This is a genomic window from Streptomyces sichuanensis, assembly GCF_020328095.1.
In the GTDB taxonomy this organism is placed as follows: Bacteria; Actinomycetota; Actinomycetes; order Streptomycetales; family Streptomycetaceae; genus Streptomyces; species Streptomyces cinnamoneus.
Window position 1 is genome coordinate 70432 of record NZ_JAIXMK010000026.1, and the last position, 18819, is coordinate 89250.

Consider the following 18819-nt stretch of genomic DNA (forward strand, 5'->3'; position numbering starts at 1 on the left):
GACGGGCTGGGCCAGGGACGGAGTGACGGGCTGCACCGTCACGGACGAACCGCCCGTGGACGACGACGCGCCGGTGGACGGCCCGCCCGAAGAAGGGCAGGCCGGAAGAGAGGAATGGTGCACGACTGTTCTCCCGCGGAAGACATGGATGATCGCGTAGTCCGTCTGCGGGCAGCGGCGATCAGCCCGGGAGCTCGTCCCGGGCCCGGTCCTCCGGGAAGCGGCCGCCCGCGCTACGCGGCGGGAGGCGGAAGAACAGTCATCGGCATGATCGTCACCTTAGGCCGGACGGACTCCGCCCGACAACTCCCTCTCGGCATCCGTCTCCCGGGCCCTTCCGCCGTCTCCCCCGGCCACGGGCACGGCGGGCGCCTCCTTGGGTGTGGAGCGCTGGGCGATGAAGGCGCCGACGAGCACCACGGCGCCGCCCGCCATCTGCGGTGCGGACAGGTGCTCGCCGAGCAGCACCCAGGCCAGGACGGTGGCGACGACCGCCTCCAGGCAGGCGACGACGCCCGCGACCTGCGGCGAGAGCCGGCGTACGGACAGCACGCCGGTGAGGTAGGCGGCCACCGTCGCCACGAGGACGATCCAGGCCAGCAGCAGCACGGCCGGCACGGCCGCGCCGTTCATGTCCGCGTTCGCGGAGAGCACCGACCAGTCCATGTCCCAGGGGCGTGCCACGGCGGTCAGCAGGACGGCGCCGCCGAGCAGCCCGTACGCGATGACCCCGACCGGGTCGGCCGCGTCGTCGTCGTTGCCGCCGTGGTCGGACAGGATGAAGTAGCCGACCTGGCAGCAGGCCGCACCCAGCGCGAGCAGCAGGCCCAGGGCGTCGAAGCTCAGGCCCGACCACACCTGCACGACGCACGCGAGTCCGGCCACGGCGAGTACGACGCCCACGGCCGCGGACCGGCTCACCGGCCGCCGCTGGACGAACCGCACCCAGCCCAGGACGAGGGCCGGGGCGAGGTATTCGACGAGCAGGGCGACCCCGACCGGGATCCGGGATATCGCCGCGAAGTAGCAGGCCTGCACGCCCGCCACCGCCAGCAGGCCGAAGCCGGCCAGCAGCGCCGGACGGCGCGTCACCAGGGCGCGGTGGCGCCAGGCGACGGGCAGCAGCACCAGGGCCGCGCCCGTCACCCGCAGCCACACCACGTGGAGGGGGTCCAGACCCGCCTCGATCAGCGGCTTGGCCGCGACACCCGATCCACCGAACGCGAGCGCGGACACCAGGGCAAGGCCCAGCCCCACGCTTCTCCCTTGAGACGCATGCATCGCTGCATCATGACAGCATTCGACAGGACCGTCACCCCTTATGGTCCTGGCACCTCCTGGCAGATCGTCTTCCCCGGGCACACGGAGCGGTCCGGCAGCCCGTCCAGGTGCGCGGCCAGCAGGGCGGTGTCGACGCCGGCCCGGAGCAGGACGTCGACGGCCCGGCAGCGGGGATCGCGCAGCAGGGCGGCCAGCAGGTCCGTGCCGTCCACCCGCTCCGCGCCCCGTGCGCGGGCCCGCGCGCACGCCTCCCGCATGGCGCCGGCGGCGGCGGGCGACCAGCCGGGCACCGCGGCGGCCAGGACGGGCAGGGCACCGGAGTCCTCGACCGTGCCGGTCCAGCGCAGTCCGTAGCCGATGGTGCGCTGCACCAGGTAGCCGAGCAGCCGGGCGACCTGTGCCGGGCCGCCCGGGAAGGACTGCCGGGCCCCGGGGTCGGTTTCCAGCAGTGTGTGCAGGAGGTGGGCGGTGTCGATCTGCCGGTCGCCGTCGCGCGCGGCCCGCCTGCGGGCACCCATGACCGCCGAGGCCAGATCCGTGCTCAGCGGCGTCCCGTCCGCGGCCTCGGCCCATCCGGTGTCAGGTGTACGGTTTTGCACCCTCCCACCCCATCAGTCCCGTGTGATGAGAGCATCCCCGGAGGGTTGCATTCGCGCATCCGACGCCGGTCGGGTGCGCAGGGGCCGGTTCTCCTCCTTGAGAAGGAGGGGTGTCGGATTCTGTCTCAGGGGCGCGCGTTTCCCGCCGGTACGCCCCGGCTGACGTCCAGTGCGGCCGTGCGCTCCCCGGCAGTGAGGACGTACGCCCCCTGTTCGACGTGCGGCGGCCCCGCTCCGTCCAGGTCGCCGGGCGTCACCGCGAGCGCGCTCGGTGGAACGGTGAGCCGCACCGTGCGCGACTGCCCGGCTCCAAGGCGGACCGTGGTGAAGGCCACCAGCTTCCGCGGGGGCGCCAGGACGCCGCTCACCGGCCGGGAGGCGTACACCGGGAGCACGAGGCCGCCGTCCCGCGCCCCGGTGTTGCTGACCCGCACCGTCATCCCCACCGCACGGCCGGCCGGCACGGACGACGTGTCGAGCGCGAGGGAGTCGACGCGGTAGGTGGTGTAGGAGAGCCCGTCGCCGAAGTCGTACGCCACGTCGTGCGCGGACTCCGCTCCCGCGTTGGTGCCGGGCAACTGCTGGTAGTACAGCGGTTCGTTGCCGGTCCGGCGCGGCCAGGACACCGGCAGCCGTCCGGCGGGGTCGGTCCTGCCGAAGAGCACGTCCGCCACGGCGTGCCCGCCCTCGGTGCCCGGCAGCCAGGACATCAGCAGCCCTTCCGTGCCGGCCGCCTCACCGAGCACCAGGGGGCGCCCGGCGAGCACGACGACCACGACCGGCCTCCCGCTCGCCTTCAGGGACGACACCAGGGCCTGCTGGTCCGCGGCGAGTTCGGGCCTCGGGCTGTCGGCCTCCCCCTCGGCGGCTGCTTTCTCCCCGACCACGACGACCGTCACATCGGCGGTGCGGGCCTCCTCCGCCGCACGGCGGGCATCCGGTGCGTGGACGACCCGGGTTCCGGCGGGCGCCGCCTCCTCGATGCCCTCCAGGACGGTCGTGCCGGGCAGCCTCACCCCGTCGGGAACCCGCTGCCAGCCGACGGTCCACCCACCCACCTGGTCCACCATGTCGTCGGCATGGGCGCCGGCCACCACGATCTTCCTGGCGGACGGTGGGATCGGCAGGACGCCCCTGTCGTTGCGGAGCAGCACCTGGGACGCGGCGGCCGCGCGTCGGGCCAGATCGCGGTCCGCGCCAAGAACGTCGATGTTTGCGCGCCCGGCGTCGACAAAGGGCCGCTCGAAGAGCCCCAGCCTCTCTTTCATCCGCAGGACCCGCCCTGCGGCCTCGTCGATGCGTGCGCGGGAGACCAGCCCGGAACGGACCGCCGCTCTGAGCCCGTCGGTGAACTCCCCCGCCTCGTAGGGCTCCATCGTCATGTCGACGCCCGCGTTGACCGCGAGCGCGATCGCGTGCGGGTAGTCGGCGGCCACCTTGTACTTCGTCCACAGGGCGCGTACGTCCTGCCAGTCGGAGACGGTGACGCCGCTGAACCCCCACTGCCGGCGCAGCACGTCCGTCAGCAGGTGGCGCGAGGCGGTCGCGGGCACGCCGTTGAGTGCCCCCGAGTTGACCATCACGCTCTGCGCGCCCGCCCGGATCGCCGTGCGGTAGGGGGCGAGGAGGGTGTCCTGGAGGTAGCGCGGGGAGACGTCGGCGGGTACCCGGTCGTGCCCGTTGGCGGGTTCGGAGTAGCCGCCGAGGTGCTTGACGGTGGCCGCGACCTTCTTGGCGCCCCGCGCGCCCTCGGTCCCGCGTACCGCGGCGGCGGCGAGCGCGCCAGCGAGCAGCGGGTCCTCGCCGTAGGTCTCGTAGTAGCGCCCCCAGCGCCGGTCGCGGGCGAGGTCGGCGACGGGGGCGAAGTTCCAGTCGATGCCGGTGGCCGCGACGGCCCGGGCGGTGGCGTCGGCGACGCTGCGGACGAGCGCGGGGTCCCAGGTGGCGGCGAGGCCGATCTGGTGGGGGAAGACGGTGGCGCCCAGGACGTTGTTGTGGCCGTGGACGGCGTCGGTCCCGTAGAGCACGGGAATGTGCAGCCTGCTGTGCTCCAGGGCGTACTTCTGCACGGCGTTGACCATCCGGGCCCAGTCGGCCGGGGTGTTGCGGGGCGGGCCCATGCCTCCGCCGGAGAGCACGGAGCCGACGGCGTGGTCGCGGAGCACGGTGCGCAGGCATGCGTCACGGAGCTCGCCGCCGCTCTCGCGGCAGTCGCCCTGCAGCCTGACGACGGCGATCTGGGTCATCTGCCCGATCTTCTCGTCGAGCGTCATGCGGCGCAGCAGGTCGCGCACCCGTTCGCCCGCGGCGTCGCGGGCGGCCCGGCCGGGCGGCGCGTCCCGGCCGGCCGCGGCGGGGGCGCTGCCGGCGAGGAGGGCCGCGCAGAGCGCGGTGGCGGCAAGGACGAGCGCGGGCCGGCGCCGGAGCGTACGCGGGGCCATGGCGGGGCTCCGTTCCTGATCGGATCCGGAACCGGAGTCTCGTACCGCCCTGACGCATCGTCAAGGAACACGCGCGGCCGGAGGAGAACAGCAGGCGTTTGCCGTCCTCCGGGGGGCGGTGCGCGCCCGTCGGGAACGCGAGAACGGGGGTGTTCGCGAATGCGGATCCCGCGAACACCCCCGTGCCCGGGTCAGCCCTCGTCGGCGAGGATCAGGTACATCTTCTTGCGGGCGTCGTTGAGGACGGCCAGGGCCTTCTCCTGCTGCTCGGGGGTGCCGGTCTTCCAGACCTGCCCCAGCGCCTCCATCAGGCCGAAGCCGGCCTGGCGGATCTCCTGGGCGGCCTCCCTGTCGATGCCGCGCCCGACGTCCTCCCAGGGCGTCTGCGGGCCCGCATCGGCCTCCTTGCGGCCGGCCGCGGTGAGCGTGAACAGCTTCTTGCCGCCCTCGCTCTCGCTGGTGATCAGCCCTTCGTCCTCCAGCATCTGCAGCGTGGGGTAGACGGAACCGGGGCTCGGCTTCCAGGTGCCGCCACTGCGCTCGGCGATCTCCTGGATCATCTCGTAGCCGTGCATGGGGCGGTCCTTGAGGAGCGCCAGGATCGAGGCGCGCACGTCGCCGCGCCGCGCCCGGCCACCACCCCGGCCGCCGCGCCCGCGCCCGCCGAAGGGCGGGCCGCCGAACGGCGGACCGAAGGGCCCGAAGGCGGCCCGCCGCCCACCGGGACCGCCGCGCCCCTGAGACCCCTGGGGTCCCGCACCGGCGCCCGGTCCGCAGTGCTCATGACCGTGTCCGTGAAAACGCATGATGACGTCCTCCCAATCGTTGATCGGTCGCGATAACTCAACGATATATCGGAAACGATTGAACGACAAGCCTGGCCAGGAGAGGATCGGGGAATGGCGATCATCAAGAGAACACGGGTCCGGCGCGGGACGCTGCCGGTGGCGGTGCTGGCCGTGCCGGCGGCGGTGCTGGCCGTACTGGCGACGGGATGCGGAACACAGCAGTCAGGGGATACCGCCGACGCGTCCCGGCGTACGCACCCCACGCCGACCGGACCATCGACGCCGAGTGCACCGGTGGACTTCCCGTGCCCCGGCGAGAGCCCCACGCCGACACCACCGCCGACTGCGGACACACCGGGCCCGGCCGCGCCCGGTGACCGCTATGCCGAGAACCACGGCTTCAGGGTCCCCTTCCCGCTGCACGGCCGCCGCCGCTGCGACGGGCTCGCGGCCGTCGGGCGCATCGAGGCCGCGCTCGAACCTCTGCGCAAGCGCGGCGACTTCGCCCCGGAACACACCCGCAACGCGCTCACCGGCCTCGGCTACCCCGCCGGGAAGGTGCGAGCGTACGAGAACGGCCCCACCGGGGTCGGTTTCCTCATCGAGGTCGACTCCTCTCCCCTGTGCGTGGAGGGCACGATGAACCGCGACTCCACCCGAGCCGACTCCTTCGGCGGCTACCCCGACCACTCCGGCTGCGAGACCCCCAGCGGCGGCCACTGACCGAAGCCGTCCCCGGACCGGAGTTCGCTCGCGAGGGATCACCCTTCGCCGTCACGGGCCACTGGCCCTCTCTCATCGAAGGCCGATCACTTCGCCTTCGCCGAGGGCCGGGGCGGAAGCCGGCAGACGTACGCTCGGATCCGATCGGATCGAGCCAGGGTCGCCGGCGCAGACGGCGAGGGCGGTCCCGCCCCGACAGGGGCCCGACGGAGGGAGAGACGATGAGCAAGGCCACGAGGACGGACACGCACGTGCCCGCCGCCCACGCCGCCGACAGCCACGATCTGATCCGCGTCCACGGCGCGCGCGAGAACAACCTCAAGGACGTCAGCATCGAGATCCCGAAGCGCCGCCTCACGGTGTTCACCGGCGTCTCCGGGTCGGGCAAGAGCTCGCTGGTGTTCGACACGATCGCCGCCGAGTCGCAGCGGCTGATCAATGAGACCTACAGCGCCTTCGTCCAGGGCTTCATGCCCACGCTGGCGCGGCCCGAGGTCGACGTGCTCGACGGCCTGACGACCGCCATCATCGTCGACCAGCAGCGCATGGGCGCCGACCCCCGCTCCACGGTCGGCACCGCCACCGACGCCAACGCGATGCTGCGCATCCTCTTCAGCCGGCTCGGGAAGCCGCACATCGGCCCGCCCGGCGCGTACGCCTTCAACGTCCCCTCGGTCCGGGCGGCCGGTGCGATCACCGTCGAGCGCGGAGCCAAGAAGGCGGTCAAGGCGACCTTCACCCGCACCGGCGGCATGTGTCCGCGCTGCGAAGGCCGGGGCACGGTGTCCGACATCGACCTCACCCAGCTCTACGACGACTCCAAGTCGCTCGACGAGGGTGCGCTCACGATCCCCGGCTACAGCATGGACGGGTGGTACGGCCGCATCTTCAAGGGCTGCGGCTTCTTCGACCCGGACAAGCCGATCCGCAACTACACCGAGCGGGAGCTCCACGACCTCCTCCACAAGGAGCCGACCAAGATCAAGGTCGAGGGCATCAACCTGACGTACGAAGGGCTGATCCCGAAGATCCAGAAGTCGATGCTGTCCAAGGACGTCGACGCGCTGCAACCGCACGTCCGCGCCTTCGTGGAGCGGGCGACGACCTTCAGCGTCTGTCCCGAGTGCGAGGGGACCCGGCTCAGCGAGGGGGCCCGGTCGTCGAAGATCAAGAAGATCAGCATCGCCGATGCATGCGCGATGCAGATCAGCGACCTGGCCGAGTGGGTCCGCGGCCTCGACGAGCCGTCCGTGGCACCGCTGCTCACCGCACTGCAGCAGACCCTCGACTCGTTCGTGGAAATCGGGCTGGGCTACCTCGCGCTCGACCGGCCGGCGGGCACGCTGTCGGGCGGCGAGGCGCAGCGCGTCAAGATGATCCGTCACCTCGGTTCCTCGCTCACCGACGTCACGTATGTCTTCGACGAGCCCACCATCGGCCTGCACCCCCATGACATCCAGCGGATGAACGGCCTGCTGCTGCGCCTGCGGGACAAGGGCAACACGGTGCTCGTCGTGGAGCACAAGCCGGAGACGATCGCGATCGCCGACCACGTCGTCGACCTCGGCCCCGGCGCCGGGACGGCGGGCGGCACCGTCTGCTTCGAGGGCACCGTGGAGGGGCTGCGGGCCGGCGGCACCGTCACCGGCCGCCACTTCGACGACCGGGCCGCCCTCAAGAAGACGGTGCGGACGCCCACCGGCCGGCTTCCGGTCCGCGGTGCGACGGCGAACAACCTGCGCGGCGTCGACGTCGACATCCCGCTCGGGGTGCTCTGCGTCGTCACCGGCGTCGCCGGTTCCGGCAAGAGCTCGCTCGTGCACGGGTCGTTGCCGGGACAGCCGGGGGCCGCCGAGATGGGCGTGGTGTCGGTCGACCAGGGCGCGATCCGCGGCTCCCGACGGAGCAACCCGGCGACGTACACCGGGCTCCTCGATCCGATCCGCAAGGCGTTCGCGAAGGCCAACGGCGTGAAGCCGGCGCTGTTCAGCGCCAACTCCGAGGGCGCCTGCCCCACCTGCAACGGCGCCGGCGTCGTCTACACCGACCTCGCGATGATGGCCGGCGTCTCCGCCCCCTGCGAGGAGTGCGAGGGGAAGCGGTACCAGGCGTCGGTGCTGGAGTACCACCTCGGCGGCCGCGACATCAGCGAGGTGCTGGCGATGTCGGTGACCGAGGCCGGTGAGTTCTTCGGCGCCGGCGAGGCGCGCACGCCCGCCGCACACCGCATCCTGGACCGGCTCGCCGACGTCGGTCTCGGCTACCTCAGCCTGGGCCAGCCGCTCACCACGCTGTCCGGCGGCGAACGGCAGCGGCTCAAGCTGGCCACCCACATGGCCGAGAAGGGCGGCGTCTACGTCCTCGACGAGCCGACCACCGGGCTCCACCTGGCCGACGTGGAGCAGCTGCTGGGCCTGCTCGACCGGCTCGTCGACTCCGGCAAGTCGATCATCGTCGTCGAGCACCACCAGGCGGTCATGGCCCACGCCGACTGGATCATCGACCTCGGCCCGGGCGCCGGCCACGACGGCGGCCGGATCGTCTTCGAGGGCACACCCGCCGACCTCGTCGCCGCCCGCTCCACCCTCACCGGCGAGCACCTCGCGGCCTACGTCGGCGCCTGACCGGAACGCCGGCCGGGCCCCGCCCGAGCCGGCCCCGACGGCCCGCCGGCCGGACCGCCTCCGCCGCGTCGCACCGTCGCACCTCGCACCCTCGCACCGCCAGGTGTCGTCCCCCTACGGGACCGGCGCCCACCGGGTCACGAACCACCCGGTGGGCGCCCCCCTTCCGGTCCACTCTCCGCCAATTGGCCCTGGCCTGCGGTTCTTTCGACCTCCTACGGTGCTGCCATGCGGATACGAATCGTCGACGCCTTCACCGACCGCCCCTTCGCCGGCAACCCCGCGGGGGTCCTGCTGCTCGACTCCGACGGCTTCCCCGACGACGCCTGGCTGCAGCACGTCGCCATGGAGGTCAACCACGCCGAGACCGCCTTCGCCCACCGTCTGCCGGCCGGCGGTGAGGCCGACTGGGCGCTGCGCTGGTTCACCCCCGCCACCGAGGTCGACATGTGCGGGCACGCCACGCTCGCCACGGCCCACGTCCTGCACACCACCGGCGCCGCCACCGGAACCGTGCGTTTCGCCGCCCGTTGCGGCATCCTCACCGCGACCGCGCACGACGACGGCTCGATCACCCTGGACTTCCCGACCTCGCCGCTCACCCCGCTCGCCGTGCCCGAGGGGGTGGCCGAGGCCCTCGGCGTCACACCGCTCGGCGCGTACGACACCGGCCCGCACATCGGCGACCTCCTGGTCGAGCTGCCCGACGAGAAGACCGTACGGGGCCTCGCCCCGGACGTCGCCGCGCTCGGCCGGCACTCCCGGCGCGGCATCATCGCCACCGCCCCGGCCGAGGACCCGACGCGCGGCTACGACTACGTCTCGCGCTGCTTCTTCCCGAACGTCGGCATCGACGAGGACCCCGTCACCGGCAGCGCGCACACCGCGCTGGCGCCCTTCTGGTCCGCGCGCCTGGGCCGCGAGGAGCTCACGGGCCTGCAGGCGTCCGCGCGCACCGGCCTGGTCCGCACCACGCTGCGCGGCGACCGCACGCTGCTGACGGGCTCCGCCGTCACCACCATCGACGGCGAACTGCTGGGGTAGGCGGGACCGCCCACCGGCGTTCGGGGCGGCCCACGCCGGGGGGTCTCAGGCCGTGGGCAGCCAGGGCACCTTGCCCGCCAGCAGCGCGTACCCGACGAACGCCACGACGTCGATCAGCGCGTGCGCGGCCACCAGCGGCCCGACCCGCCCCCACCGCCGGTAGAGCAGGACGAAGACCACGCCCATCACCATGTTGCCGACGAACCCACCGATCCCCTGGTAGAGGTGGTACGAGCCGCGCAGCACCGCGCTGGCCGCCAGCGCCGCCGCCGGCGTCCAGCCCAGCTGCCCGAGCCGGCGCAGCAGGTAGCCGACGACGATGACCTCCTCCACCACCGCGTTCTGCACGGCGGAGCCGATCAGCACCGGGATCTTCCACCACACGTCGGGCAGGTGCTCCGGCACCACCGTGAGGTTGAAGCCCGCCGCCTGCGCGGCGAGGTAGAAGGCCAGTCCCGTGCCGCCGATGGCGGCGGCGACCAGTGCGCCCCGCGCCAGGTCGGAGCCCGGTCGCGTGCGGTCGAAGCCGATCGCCCGCGGCCCCGTGCCCTCGCGCGTCAGCAGGTGGACCACGAGCAGGACGGGCACCAGGGCCGTGGCGATGCCGAAGAGCTGCCAGGCGAGGTCGAGCCAGGGCCGGCCGGGTGCGTGGGAGGGGTTGAGGGTGGCCGCCTGGTCCTTCAGCCCGCCCGGCCGGGTCGCCGCGCCGATGAAACTGATCAGGGACGAGACCGCGCTCGCACCGAGCGACAGGGCCAGGACGATCAGCATTTCGGTGCGCAGCGCGTGCCGCGCGAGCGGCCCGTCGCCGGCCGGCCCCGGGAGGGCTTCCGGCCGGGTGCCCGCGTCGCCGTTCCGAGCGTTCTGCCGCACTGTCGTCTCCCGTCTGGCCGTCACCTCGGCCGCGCAGCACGACCGGTGATCGCGACCAGTCATGCTGTCACAGCCTGCCCGGCGGCTTCGAGCCGGTGCGGAGGCGGGGCGCGGCGGTGTCAGGCGGCGGGGCCGGCGGGCCAGGCGTGCACGGGCTCGCCGGTGCGCATCAGCTCGCAGTAGCGCCGGGTGGTGGCGGCGAGTGCGGCCTCCCGGTCCAGCCCCTGCTCGCGCGCCCGGTGGTACGTGGCGGCCTGCCACGAGGCCCCGTTGACCCGGCGCCGGCAGCGTTCCTCGATCACGCCCAGGTAGTGGTCGCGGTCGGCGGGTTCGACGCCCCAGGCGTCGAGCCCGGCGGCGGCCAGCGGAAGGAGCTCCTCCAGGACGAGCCGCACGGCCGGCACCCGCGCCGGGGCGCCACTGCGGCCGGCCCGGGGCCAGCGCAGGAAGGCTTCGATGCCGTGGCGGCAGGCGGTGTCGAAGTTGTCGGCCGCGACGGCGAACGGCATGCGGGTCCACACCGGCCGTGGCTCCTCGGCCAGCGCCCTGATCAGCCCGTAGTAGAAGGCGGTGTTGGCGATGACGTCGGTGACGGTCGGCCCGGCCGGCAGCACCCGGTTCTCCACCCGCAGGTGGGGGACGCCGTCGGCGACTCCGTAGACGGGGCGGTTCCAGCGGTAGACGGTGCCGTTGTGCAGGGTGAGCTCGTGCAGCATCGGCACGCCGCCCTCGTCCAGGACGCGCAGGGGGTCCTCGTCGCTGGAGATGGGCAGCAGGGGCGGGAAGAAGCGCAGGTTCTCCTCGAACAGCTCGTAGGCGGAGCTGATCCAGCGCTCCCCGAACCAGGTGCGCGGCCGGACGCCCTGGACCTGGAGCTCGGGCGGCCGGGTGTCGGTGGACTGGACGAACAGCGGTGGCCGGGACTCGCGCCACAGCTCGCGGCCGAAGAGGAACGGCGAGTTGGCGCCGACGGCTATCTGGACGCCCGCGACGGCCTGGGCTGCGTTCCATACGGCCGCGAACCGGCCCGGAGTGACCTGGAGGTGCAGCTGTACGGAGGTGCAGGCGGCCTCGGGGGTGATCGACCGGGCGGTGCAGGTGAGCCGTTCGACGCCGGCGATGTCGATGGTGAATTCCTCGCCGCGGGCGGCCACGACCTGGTCGTTGAGCAGGAAGTAACGGTCGGCGTCGGAGAGGTTGGCGGACACCAGGTCGCCACTCGTGAGTGTCGGCAGAATGCCGATCATGACGATTCCCGAATCGACTTCCATGGCCCTGCGGTCGGCGTAGGACAGGCCGGTCCGAAGCTCCTCGGCGAGCTGGTCGAGAACCCTTCCCGCGAGCCGGTGGGGGACAATGTTCACTTCCAGGTTGAACTGCCCGAGTTCGGTCTGGAAATCATGACTCGCGATGCGTTCGAGCACCTCTGCATTCACCATGCTCGGCATGCCGTCCGAGCCCGCGAGATTCAGCTCGATCTCCAGCCCCATGAGATTCCGCGGGCGGTCGAACCGCTTCTCCTCCAGCAGCCTCGCCAGCCCTTCCAGACACTGCCGGAGCTTGTTCCGGTGGTGCTGCCGGTCGGCGAGGTCGAACCCCACGGCCACGACCTTCTCACCCATTCAAGCGTCCCTCCTCATGCGGGTCGCCCACGGCGCCGACCGCCTTGTCACGGTCGATGATGCCCAGACGACGCGATCGATAACGCATCACGGCGCCCGCATACCCGCTAGGCTCTCGCCGAGCGCACTCCGGCACATTCCATCGGCATGAAGTGAGAACCGGGGCGCGGGACAATGCGCTGGGCATAAACATCGATCAGATCCGGCCTACCGTTTGTGTTGCAGAGGCCGAGGTCATGGGTATGACCCTGTCACAAAAACACCGAAATCCCCCTCGTGGGCGGGCCCTGATTTCCCCTTGTCGGAAATACCGGCGACAGCTAGACGAAACACCATGTGAACACGTGTCGTATAAACTCCGGAATGAGGCAGAGAGTAGGCGCCCCGGAGTCGGTCCCGGCCCCCCTCTGACCCCCGCACGCCGACAGCGTCGTCGCACCTGCCCAGCTCCACCGTGTCTCCGAAGCGAGAGGCGACCCACCATGCCCCTGCATGTCCCCCCTGCCCCCGCGCCTGCCCTCCGCAGCGTCCGCACGGCCCTCGGTTCCCCCACCGCCGTCCGTGAGGCCCGCACGCCGTCCCTGAGGTCCGCCGGGACGCCACTCACCCCCGAACTCCCCTTGCCGGTGCACGTCCTGGAGCGGGTCGGTCCGCGGGGCGGGGCACCGCGCACCCGCCTGACGGGCTGGCGTTTCCTCATCCGGGGAGGCGGCCGGGCGGTGGCCGCCGGCGAGGCGATGCTCACGCCCGACGGCTGGGCCTTCTCGCACTTCTTCGAAGGCCCCTACCTGGCGTCCACCGAGCGGGCCCTGCACCAGGCCGAGGCGCTGCCGACGCCGTACCAGCCGCGCCTGTTGTCGGTGCCGGAGCTCTACATGCTCACCCTGTGGCTGCACGCCGACATCACGGCCGACGCCTCGTCAGAACTGTTCGCTCCGGGCGACCTCCTCGTACCACTGGCCCCCGCGCCGCCGGGCATCGCCGCCCACCGCCCGCACCGCGTCAGCGATCTGCTGCCCGTGATCACCCTCCGGCTGACCCCCGGCCCGCAGCTCAAGGCGACCGCCTGAGTCACGCGCACGGTCATGCGCCCCGCGCCCCCTGGAGCCAGGGGAGTCGCGGGGCGCACCGCTGTCCCCACCCCTCACCCCTACGGACTAGCCCGTTACGGCCATCCCGAACCCCCCAAAGGGACCGGCGAGTTGGAGGCAACCGCCCGCACGGGTGATGCGTCATCCTCCTGTGAGGAGCGTCACCGGTAAATCCCTGCGGAATCAGGCCCGTAGGGCAACACTGGGACCGACGACGTATTCAAACGGGGGGCGGCATGACCACCGCATCGAGCCGCAGGACAGCCACCACATCAGAGCGAAAGATCCCTTCCATGTGCCAGCACCAGCCCACGTGCCCGTCAGCCGACTCCAGCGACCGGGAGGCGGCCCACTTGGTGGCCACCTACCCGGAGCAGGGATGGAGCCTGCTGTGCAACGGCGTCCTCTGCTTCGAGGACACCGGTGAGCTGCTGCCGGACGGGCAGATCATCGCCCCGCACCGGTCGCTCGGCACCGACCATGTGGTGACCGCCGCCTAGTGCGGCGCACGTCCTGCACAGGACGCACACGGACACCTGAGCACGCGCACACGAACACGCACACATGAAGGGGCCGGCCCGGCGCGAACGCCGAACCGGCCCCGACCCCTGTCAGGGGGCCACGCGTCAGGCGCGTCAGCCGTCGTAATCCTCCAGCGGCGGGCAGGAGCAGACGAGGTTGCGGTCGCCGAAGGCACCGTCGACACGGCGCACCGGCGGCCAGTACTTGTCGGCGGCCGACACCCCGGCCGGGAAGACGGCCTCCTCACGGCTGTAGGGGTGCTCCCAGACGCCGGCCACCGAGGCGGCGGTGTGCGGGGCGTTCCGCAGCGCGTTGTCGTCCTTGTCCCACTCCCCCGAGCCGACCTTGTCGATCTCGGCGCGGATGGCGATCATCGCCTCGCAGAAACGGTCCAGCTCGGCGAGGTCCTCGCTCTCCGTCGGCTCGATCATCAGCGTGCCGGCGACGGGGAAGGACATGGTCGGCGCGTGGAAGCCGTAGTCGATCAGGCGCTTGGCGACGTCGTCGACGCTCACCCCGGTCGCCTTGGTCAGCGGCCGCAGGTCCACGATGCACTCGTGGGCGACCAGGCCGTTGGGGCCGGTGTAGAGCACCGGGTAGTGCGGCTCCAGGCGCTTGGCGATGTAGTTGGCGCCGAGGACGGCGACCTGGGTGGCGCGCTTGAGGCCCTCGCCACCCATCAGGCGCACGTAGGCCCAGGAGATCGGCAGGATGCCGGCGGAGCCCCACGGCGCGGCCGAGATCGGCCCGACGCCCGTGGCCGGCCCGGCGGTGGGCTGCAGCGGGTGGTTGGGCAGGTACGGGGCGAGGTGGGCGCGGACGGCGACCGGGCCGACGCCGGGGCCACCGCCGCCGTGCGGGATGCAGAAGGTCTTGTGCAGGTTCAGGTGCGAGACGTCGCCGCCGAAGTGGCCCGGCTTGGCCACGCCCACCAGCGCGTTGAGGTTCGCGCCGTCGACGTAGACCTGACCGCCGGCCTCGTGGACGGCCGCGCAGATGTCGGCGACGTGCTCCTCGAAGACGCCGTGCGTCGACGGGTAGGTGATCATCAGCACGGACAGCTCGTCGCGGTACTGCTCGATCTTGGCGCGCAGGTCGTCGGCGTCGACCTCGCCGTCGTCCGCGGTCTTGACCACGACGACCTTCATGCCGGCCATCACGGCGCTGGCGGCGTTGGTGCCGTGCGCGGAGGACGGGATGAGGCAGACGGTGCGCTGGTCGTCGCCGTTGGCGCGGTGGTAGGCGCGGACGGCCAGCAGGCCCGCGAGCTCGCCCTGCGAGCCGGCGTTCGGCTGGAGGGAGACCTTGTCGTACCCGGTGACCTCGGCGAGGCGCTCCTCCAGCTCCGTGATGAGCGTGCGGTAGCCCGCGGCCTGCTCGACCGGCGCGAAGGGGTGCAGCGCGCCGAACTCGGGCCAGGTGACCGGCTCCATCTCGGTGGTGGCGTTGAGCTTCATGGTGCAGGAGCCGAGGGGGATCATGCCGCGGTCCAGCGCGTAGTCCCGGTCGGCGAGGCGGCGCAGGTAGCGCAGCATGGCGGTCTCGGAGCGGTGCTGGTGGAAGACCGGGTGCGTGAGGTACTCGCCGGAGCGCAGCAGGCCCTCGGGGAGGGCGTCCTCGACCACCGCGTCGAGCGCCTCGATGTCGGCCTCGGCGCCGAAGGCCGACCACACCGACGCCACCTGGGCCCGGGTGGTGGTCTCGTCGCAGGCGATGCCGACGTGGTCGGCGTCGGTCAGCCGCAGGTTGACGCCCAGCTCGCGGGCGGCGGCGACGACCTCGGCGGCGCGGCCGGGGACGCGCGCGGTGAGGGTGTCGAAGTACGCGCCGTGGACGATCTCGACTCCGGCGCCGCGCAGGCCCTCGGCGAGGAGGGTGGCGTAGCGGTGGGTGCGGCGGGCGATCGCGGCGAGGCCCTCGGGGCCGTGGTAGACGGCGTACATGCCGGCCATGACGGCGAGGAGCACCTGCGCGGTGCAGATGTTGCTGGTGGCCTTCTCGCGGCGGATGTGCTGCTCGCGGGTCTGCAGGGCGAGGCGGTACGCCTTGTTGCCGTCGGCGTCGACGGAGACGCCGACGAGGCGGCCGGGGAGGCTGCGGGCGTACTGGTCGCGGACGGCCATGTAGCCGGCGTGCGGGCCGCCGAAGCCCATGGGGACGCCGAAGCGCTGGCTGGTGCCGACGGCGATGTCGGCGCCGAGCTCGCCGGGCGGGGTGAGCAGCGTCAGGGCGAGCAGGTCGGCGGCGACGGTGACGATCGCGCCGAGGCCGTGGGCCTGCTCGATGACCGGGCGCAGGTCACGCACGGCGCCGGAGGCGCCGGGGTACTGCAGCAGGACGCCGAAGACGCCGCGCTCGGCGATGTCGGCGGGGATGCCCGCGGAGAGGTCGGCGACGACGACCTCGACGCCGGTGGGCTCGGCCCGCGTCTGTATGACGGCTACCGTCTGCGGCAGGGCGTCGGCGTCGACGAGGAAGACGCCGTTCTTGACCTTGCCGACGCGGCGGGAGAGCGACATCGCCTCGGCCGCCGCGGTGCCCTCGTCGAGGAGGGAGGCGCCGGAGGTCGGCAGTCCGGTCAGCTCGGCGACGACGGTCTGGAAGTTGAGGAGCGCCTCCAGCCGGCCCTGGGAGATCTCGGGCTGGTACGGCGTGTAGGCCGTGTACCAGGCGGGGTTCTCCATGACGTTGCGCAGGATCACCGGCGGGGTGAACGTGCCGTGGTAGCCGAGGCCGATCATGGGGGCGAGGACCTGGTTGCGGTCTGCGAGGGTGCGCAGCTCGGCGAGGACCTCGGCCTCGGTGCGGGCGTCGGGCAGGGCCAGGGCCTCGGTGCTGCTGATCACGGCCGGCACGGCGGCGGCGGTGAGTTCGTCGAGCGAGCCGAAGCCGACCTGGGCGAGCATCTTCGCCTGGGCCTCGCCGTCGGGGCCGATGTGGCGGGCCTCGAAGGGCGTGCCACGTTCCAGGTCGGAAAGGGAGCTGCGGTGGGCTGACATCTGCGGGGGCCTCCTGGTCGTCACGACCTGCGAGGGGTACCACGGCGCGGGTACCCGGACGGCCTCCCCCTCTGTCATCTCAACCTGAGAGCTTCACCGGGCCACGCACTACGGCCCGGCTTTCACCGTCGGTGAGGAAGGGCTCGGCGTTCGTGCCTGACCGGGGCCCGCCCTGCTTTCCAGAGTGACCTCGCCTGTGCGGTACATGTGCCTGAGAGATTCCGGGGAGGATTTGCTCCTTCGGCGCCTCCCGCCAGGGCCCTGCGTCCGGTGTCCGGACTGGGTCTTGGTGGAGGACTCTCCCGCACGGGTCTGCGGCCAATCGCCAGCCTACCAGCGTGCCTTTCCGGGCGGATCTCCCGAGTGGCCGGTTCCCGGTTTGTGCACTTTCGTGGTTCCCGGGGCGGCTCGGGCGACCAGGACGACCCACGGGAGGAAACGTGCAGACCGACATCGATCCCCGGAGCCTGATCGGCCGCAAGGCCCTCGACCGCAACGGCATCAAGATCGGCACCGTGGACGAGGTGTACCTCGACGACGTGACCGGGGAACCGGAGTGGGCGGCCGTGCGCACCGGCCTCTTCGGCCGGGACGCCTTCGTGCCGCTGGAGCCGAGCCGCGTGGAGGACGACGTGCTGCGCATCCCCTACGAGCGGTCGTTGATCCGGCAGGCGCCGGGCTTCGGGGTGGGCCGGCACCTCTCGCCCGAGCAGGAGATGCAGCTCTACCACCACTACGGGCTCGCCCTCCCGGCACCGGACGCCACCGGCTCACCGCCGGGAACGCCCGCCCCGCCGTCGGCGAAGGAGCCCGGTAAGGCCGGGGGCTGAGCGGCTTCGTCGCGCACGAGCGGCAGGGGCTCGCCCGGGGTGAGGTCGGGGTCGTCGACGCTGAACGTGCGGACCCGGCCGGGCGCGGACCAGGGCTGCTCGAAGCGGACGGTGACCCGGCCGACGCCGCTGCCCTGGACCCAGCCCGCCCCGTACTCGGCGTGCAGGACGTCCGCCCCGGGCAGCCACCGCCGGGGCTGCCCGGCGGCGCCGGCCGGCTCCTGCGGCTCGGCGGCCTCCTGCAGCTCGCTCCCGGTGCCCTGTGCGGCCTCGCCGGCCGCCTGGGCGAAGAGGTCCTCCTGGGTGTAGTCGGCGAGGCCGGAGACACCCACGCCGAGCAGCCTCACGCCTGCGGTGGTGTCGACGCCGTCGAGCAGCCGGGCGGCCGCCTCGCGGACGACCGCCGGGTCGTCCGTGGGCCCGCGCAGCGTCTCGGAGCGGGTCAGCGTCGAGAAGTCGTAGCGCCGGACCTTGATGACGACCGTGCGCCCGGAGCGCCCGGCGCCGCGCAGCCGCTGGACGCACCGGTCGGCGAGGCGGGCGAGCTCCAGCTGGACGCGGGTGCGGTCGGTGACGTCCTCGGCGAAGGTGTCCTCGACCGAGACGGACTTGGCGTCGCGCTCGGCGACGACGGGGCGGTCGTCGTGGCCGGTGGCCAGCGCGTACAGGCCCGCGCCGTGGGCCCTGCCGAGCAGCCGCACCAGCTCGTCCTCGCCGGCGCCGGCCGTCTCCGCCACGGTGGTGATCCCGGCCCGGCGCAGGGTCTCGGCGGTGGCGGGGCCGACGCCGGGGATGGCGCGCACCGACATCGGGCCGAGCAGGTCCAGCTCGGTGCCGGGCTCGATGAGCAGGAGACCGTCGGGCTTGGCGCCCTCCGAAGCGATCTTGGCGAGCATCTTGGAGCCCGCCAGCCCCACCGAGGCCGTGAGCCCCGTGACCGCCGTGATGTCCCGCCGCAGCCGCTCCCCCACGGCCCTGACGGCCGCCGACGAGGGCTCGACGCCACCCGCTTCGAGGTCGACGAACGCCTCGTCGAGGCTCAGGGGCTCCACCAGCGGCGACAGCTGCCCCAGCAGCCCCATGACCACCTGGCTGATCTGCTGGTACAGGCTGAACCGGGGGGTGAGGTAGGCGGCGTTGGGGCACAGCCGCCGGGCCTGGGCGGTCGCCATGGCGGAGTGGACGCCGAAGACGCGCGCCTCGTACGAGGCCGTGGCCACGACGCCCCGCGGGCCGACCCCGCCGACCACCACGGGCTTCCCGCGCAGGCTGGGCTTGGCCGCCTGCTCCACCGAAGCGTAGAAGGCGTCCATGTCCAGATGCAGAATCGTCGGTGCACCTCTCACACGACAGATGCTGCCGCACACCACTGACAATCGCAC

At 72.7% G+C, this 18819-nt stretch carries 14 protein-coding genes and 1 riboswitch; of the genes, 6 read left to right on the forward strand and 8 right to left on the reverse strand.

From position 1 onward, the window contains the following. Window positions 1-279: 279 nt before the first annotated feature. From LE181_RS11055 to LE181_RS11070, 4 genes are all read right to left on the reverse strand, one after another. Complete coding sequence (locus LE181_RS11055; RefSeq protein ID WP_225661055.1) at window positions 280-1281, reverse strand: EamA family transporter; 1002 nt, start codon at window positions 1279-1281, stop codon at window positions 280-282. A gap of 38 nt (window positions 1282-1319) precedes the next feature. Further along, window positions 1320-1880, reverse strand: a complete 561-nt coding sequence (locus LE181_RS11060; RefSeq protein ID WP_372458313.1) for a Clp protease N-terminal domain-containing protein — start codon at window positions 1878-1880, stop codon at window positions 1320-1322. Between the two features lie 125 nt (window positions 1881-2005). Continuing rightward, window positions 2006-4321, reverse strand: coding sequence for a glycoside hydrolase family 3 N-terminal domain-containing protein (locus LE181_RS11065; RefSeq protein ID WP_225661056.1), 2316 nt, complete (start codon window positions 4319-4321; stop codon window positions 2006-2008). A gap of 191 nt (window positions 4322-4512) precedes the next feature. Continuing rightward, the gene (locus LE181_RS11070; RefSeq protein WP_225661057.1) at window positions 4513-5127 is read right to left on the reverse strand and encodes a PadR family transcriptional regulator; all 615 of its coding nucleotides are present in this window, start codon (window positions 5125-5127) and stop codon (window positions 4513-4515) included. Between the two features lie 93 nt (window positions 5128-5220). Between LE181_RS11070 and LE181_RS11075 the strand changes: the two genes are divergently transcribed. From LE181_RS11075 to LE181_RS11085, 3 genes are all read left to right on the forward strand, one after another. Then, window positions 5221-5832: a hypothetical protein gene (locus LE181_RS11075; protein WP_225661058.1), complete on the forward strand. Its 612-nt coding sequence runs from the start codon at window positions 5221-5223 to the stop codon at window positions 5830-5832. Between the two features lie 221 nt (window positions 5833-6053). After that, entirely contained in the window at window positions 6054-8456 is a 2403-nt protein-coding gene (locus LE181_RS11080) for an ATP-binding cassette domain-containing protein (protein WP_225661059.1), read from the forward strand. A 228-nt stretch (window positions 8457-8684) separates the two neighbouring features. Next, a complete protein-coding gene (locus LE181_RS11085; RefSeq protein ID WP_225661060.1) occupies window positions 8685-9500 on the forward strand; it encodes a PhzF family phenazine biosynthesis protein in 816 nt (271 codons plus the stop codon). A gap of 45 nt (window positions 9501-9545) precedes the next feature. On the opposite strand, the gene LE181_RS11090 is transcribed toward LE181_RS11085, so the two are convergent. Beyond that, window positions 9546-10271 (reverse strand): CPBP family intramembrane glutamic endopeptidase, encoded by a 726-nt coding sequence (locus LE181_RS11090; protein ID WP_225661077.1) that lies wholly within the window; start codon window positions 10269-10271, stop codon window positions 9546-9548. A 221-nt stretch (window positions 10272-10492) separates the two neighbouring features. After that, window positions 10493-11995: a glutamate-cysteine ligase family protein gene (locus LE181_RS11095; RefSeq protein ID WP_225661061.1), complete on the reverse strand. Its 1503-nt coding sequence runs from the start codon at window positions 11993-11995 to the stop codon at window positions 10493-10495. 482 nt (window positions 11996-12477) lie between these two features. Here LE181_RS11095 and LE181_RS11100 point away from each other — a divergent pair, with 482 nt between their 5' ends. Then, window positions 12478-13065: a hypothetical protein gene (locus LE181_RS11100; RefSeq protein WP_225661062.1), complete on the forward strand. Its 588-nt coding sequence runs from the start codon at window positions 12478-12480 to the stop codon at window positions 13063-13065. A 314-nt stretch (window positions 13066-13379) separates the two neighbouring features. After that, window positions 13380-13586: a DUF5999 family protein gene (locus LE181_RS11105; RefSeq protein ID WP_308103120.1), complete on the forward strand. Its 207-nt coding sequence runs from the start codon at window positions 13380-13382 to the stop codon at window positions 13584-13586. Window positions 13587-13721: 135 nt separating this feature from the next. On the opposite strand, the gene gcvP is transcribed toward LE181_RS11105, so the two are convergent. Beyond that, complete coding sequence (gcvP, locus tag LE181_RS11110) at window positions 13722-16607, reverse strand: aminomethyl-transferring glycine dehydrogenase (RefSeq protein WP_225661064.1); 2886 nt, start codon at window positions 16605-16607, stop codon at window positions 13722-13724. A 189-nt stretch (window positions 16608-16796) separates the two neighbouring features. Continuing rightward, window positions 16797-16922: riboswitch (glycine riboswitch) on the reverse strand. A 125-nt stretch (window positions 16923-17047) separates the two neighbouring features. Between gcvP and LE181_RS11115 the strand changes: the two genes are divergently transcribed. Continuing rightward, entirely contained in the window at window positions 17048-17437 is a 390-nt protein-coding gene (locus tag LE181_RS11115; protein WP_225661065.1) for a PRC-barrel domain-containing protein, read from the forward strand. Here LE181_RS11115 and LE181_RS11120 read toward each other — a convergent pair. Continuing rightward, window positions 17341-18783, reverse strand: coding sequence for a DNA polymerase IV (locus LE181_RS11120; protein ID WP_225661066.1), 1443 nt, complete (start codon window positions 18781-18783; stop codon window positions 17341-17343). The two genes, LE181_RS11115 and LE181_RS11120, sit on opposite strands and share 97 nt — an antisense overlap. Window positions 18784-18819 lie beyond the last annotated feature (36 nt).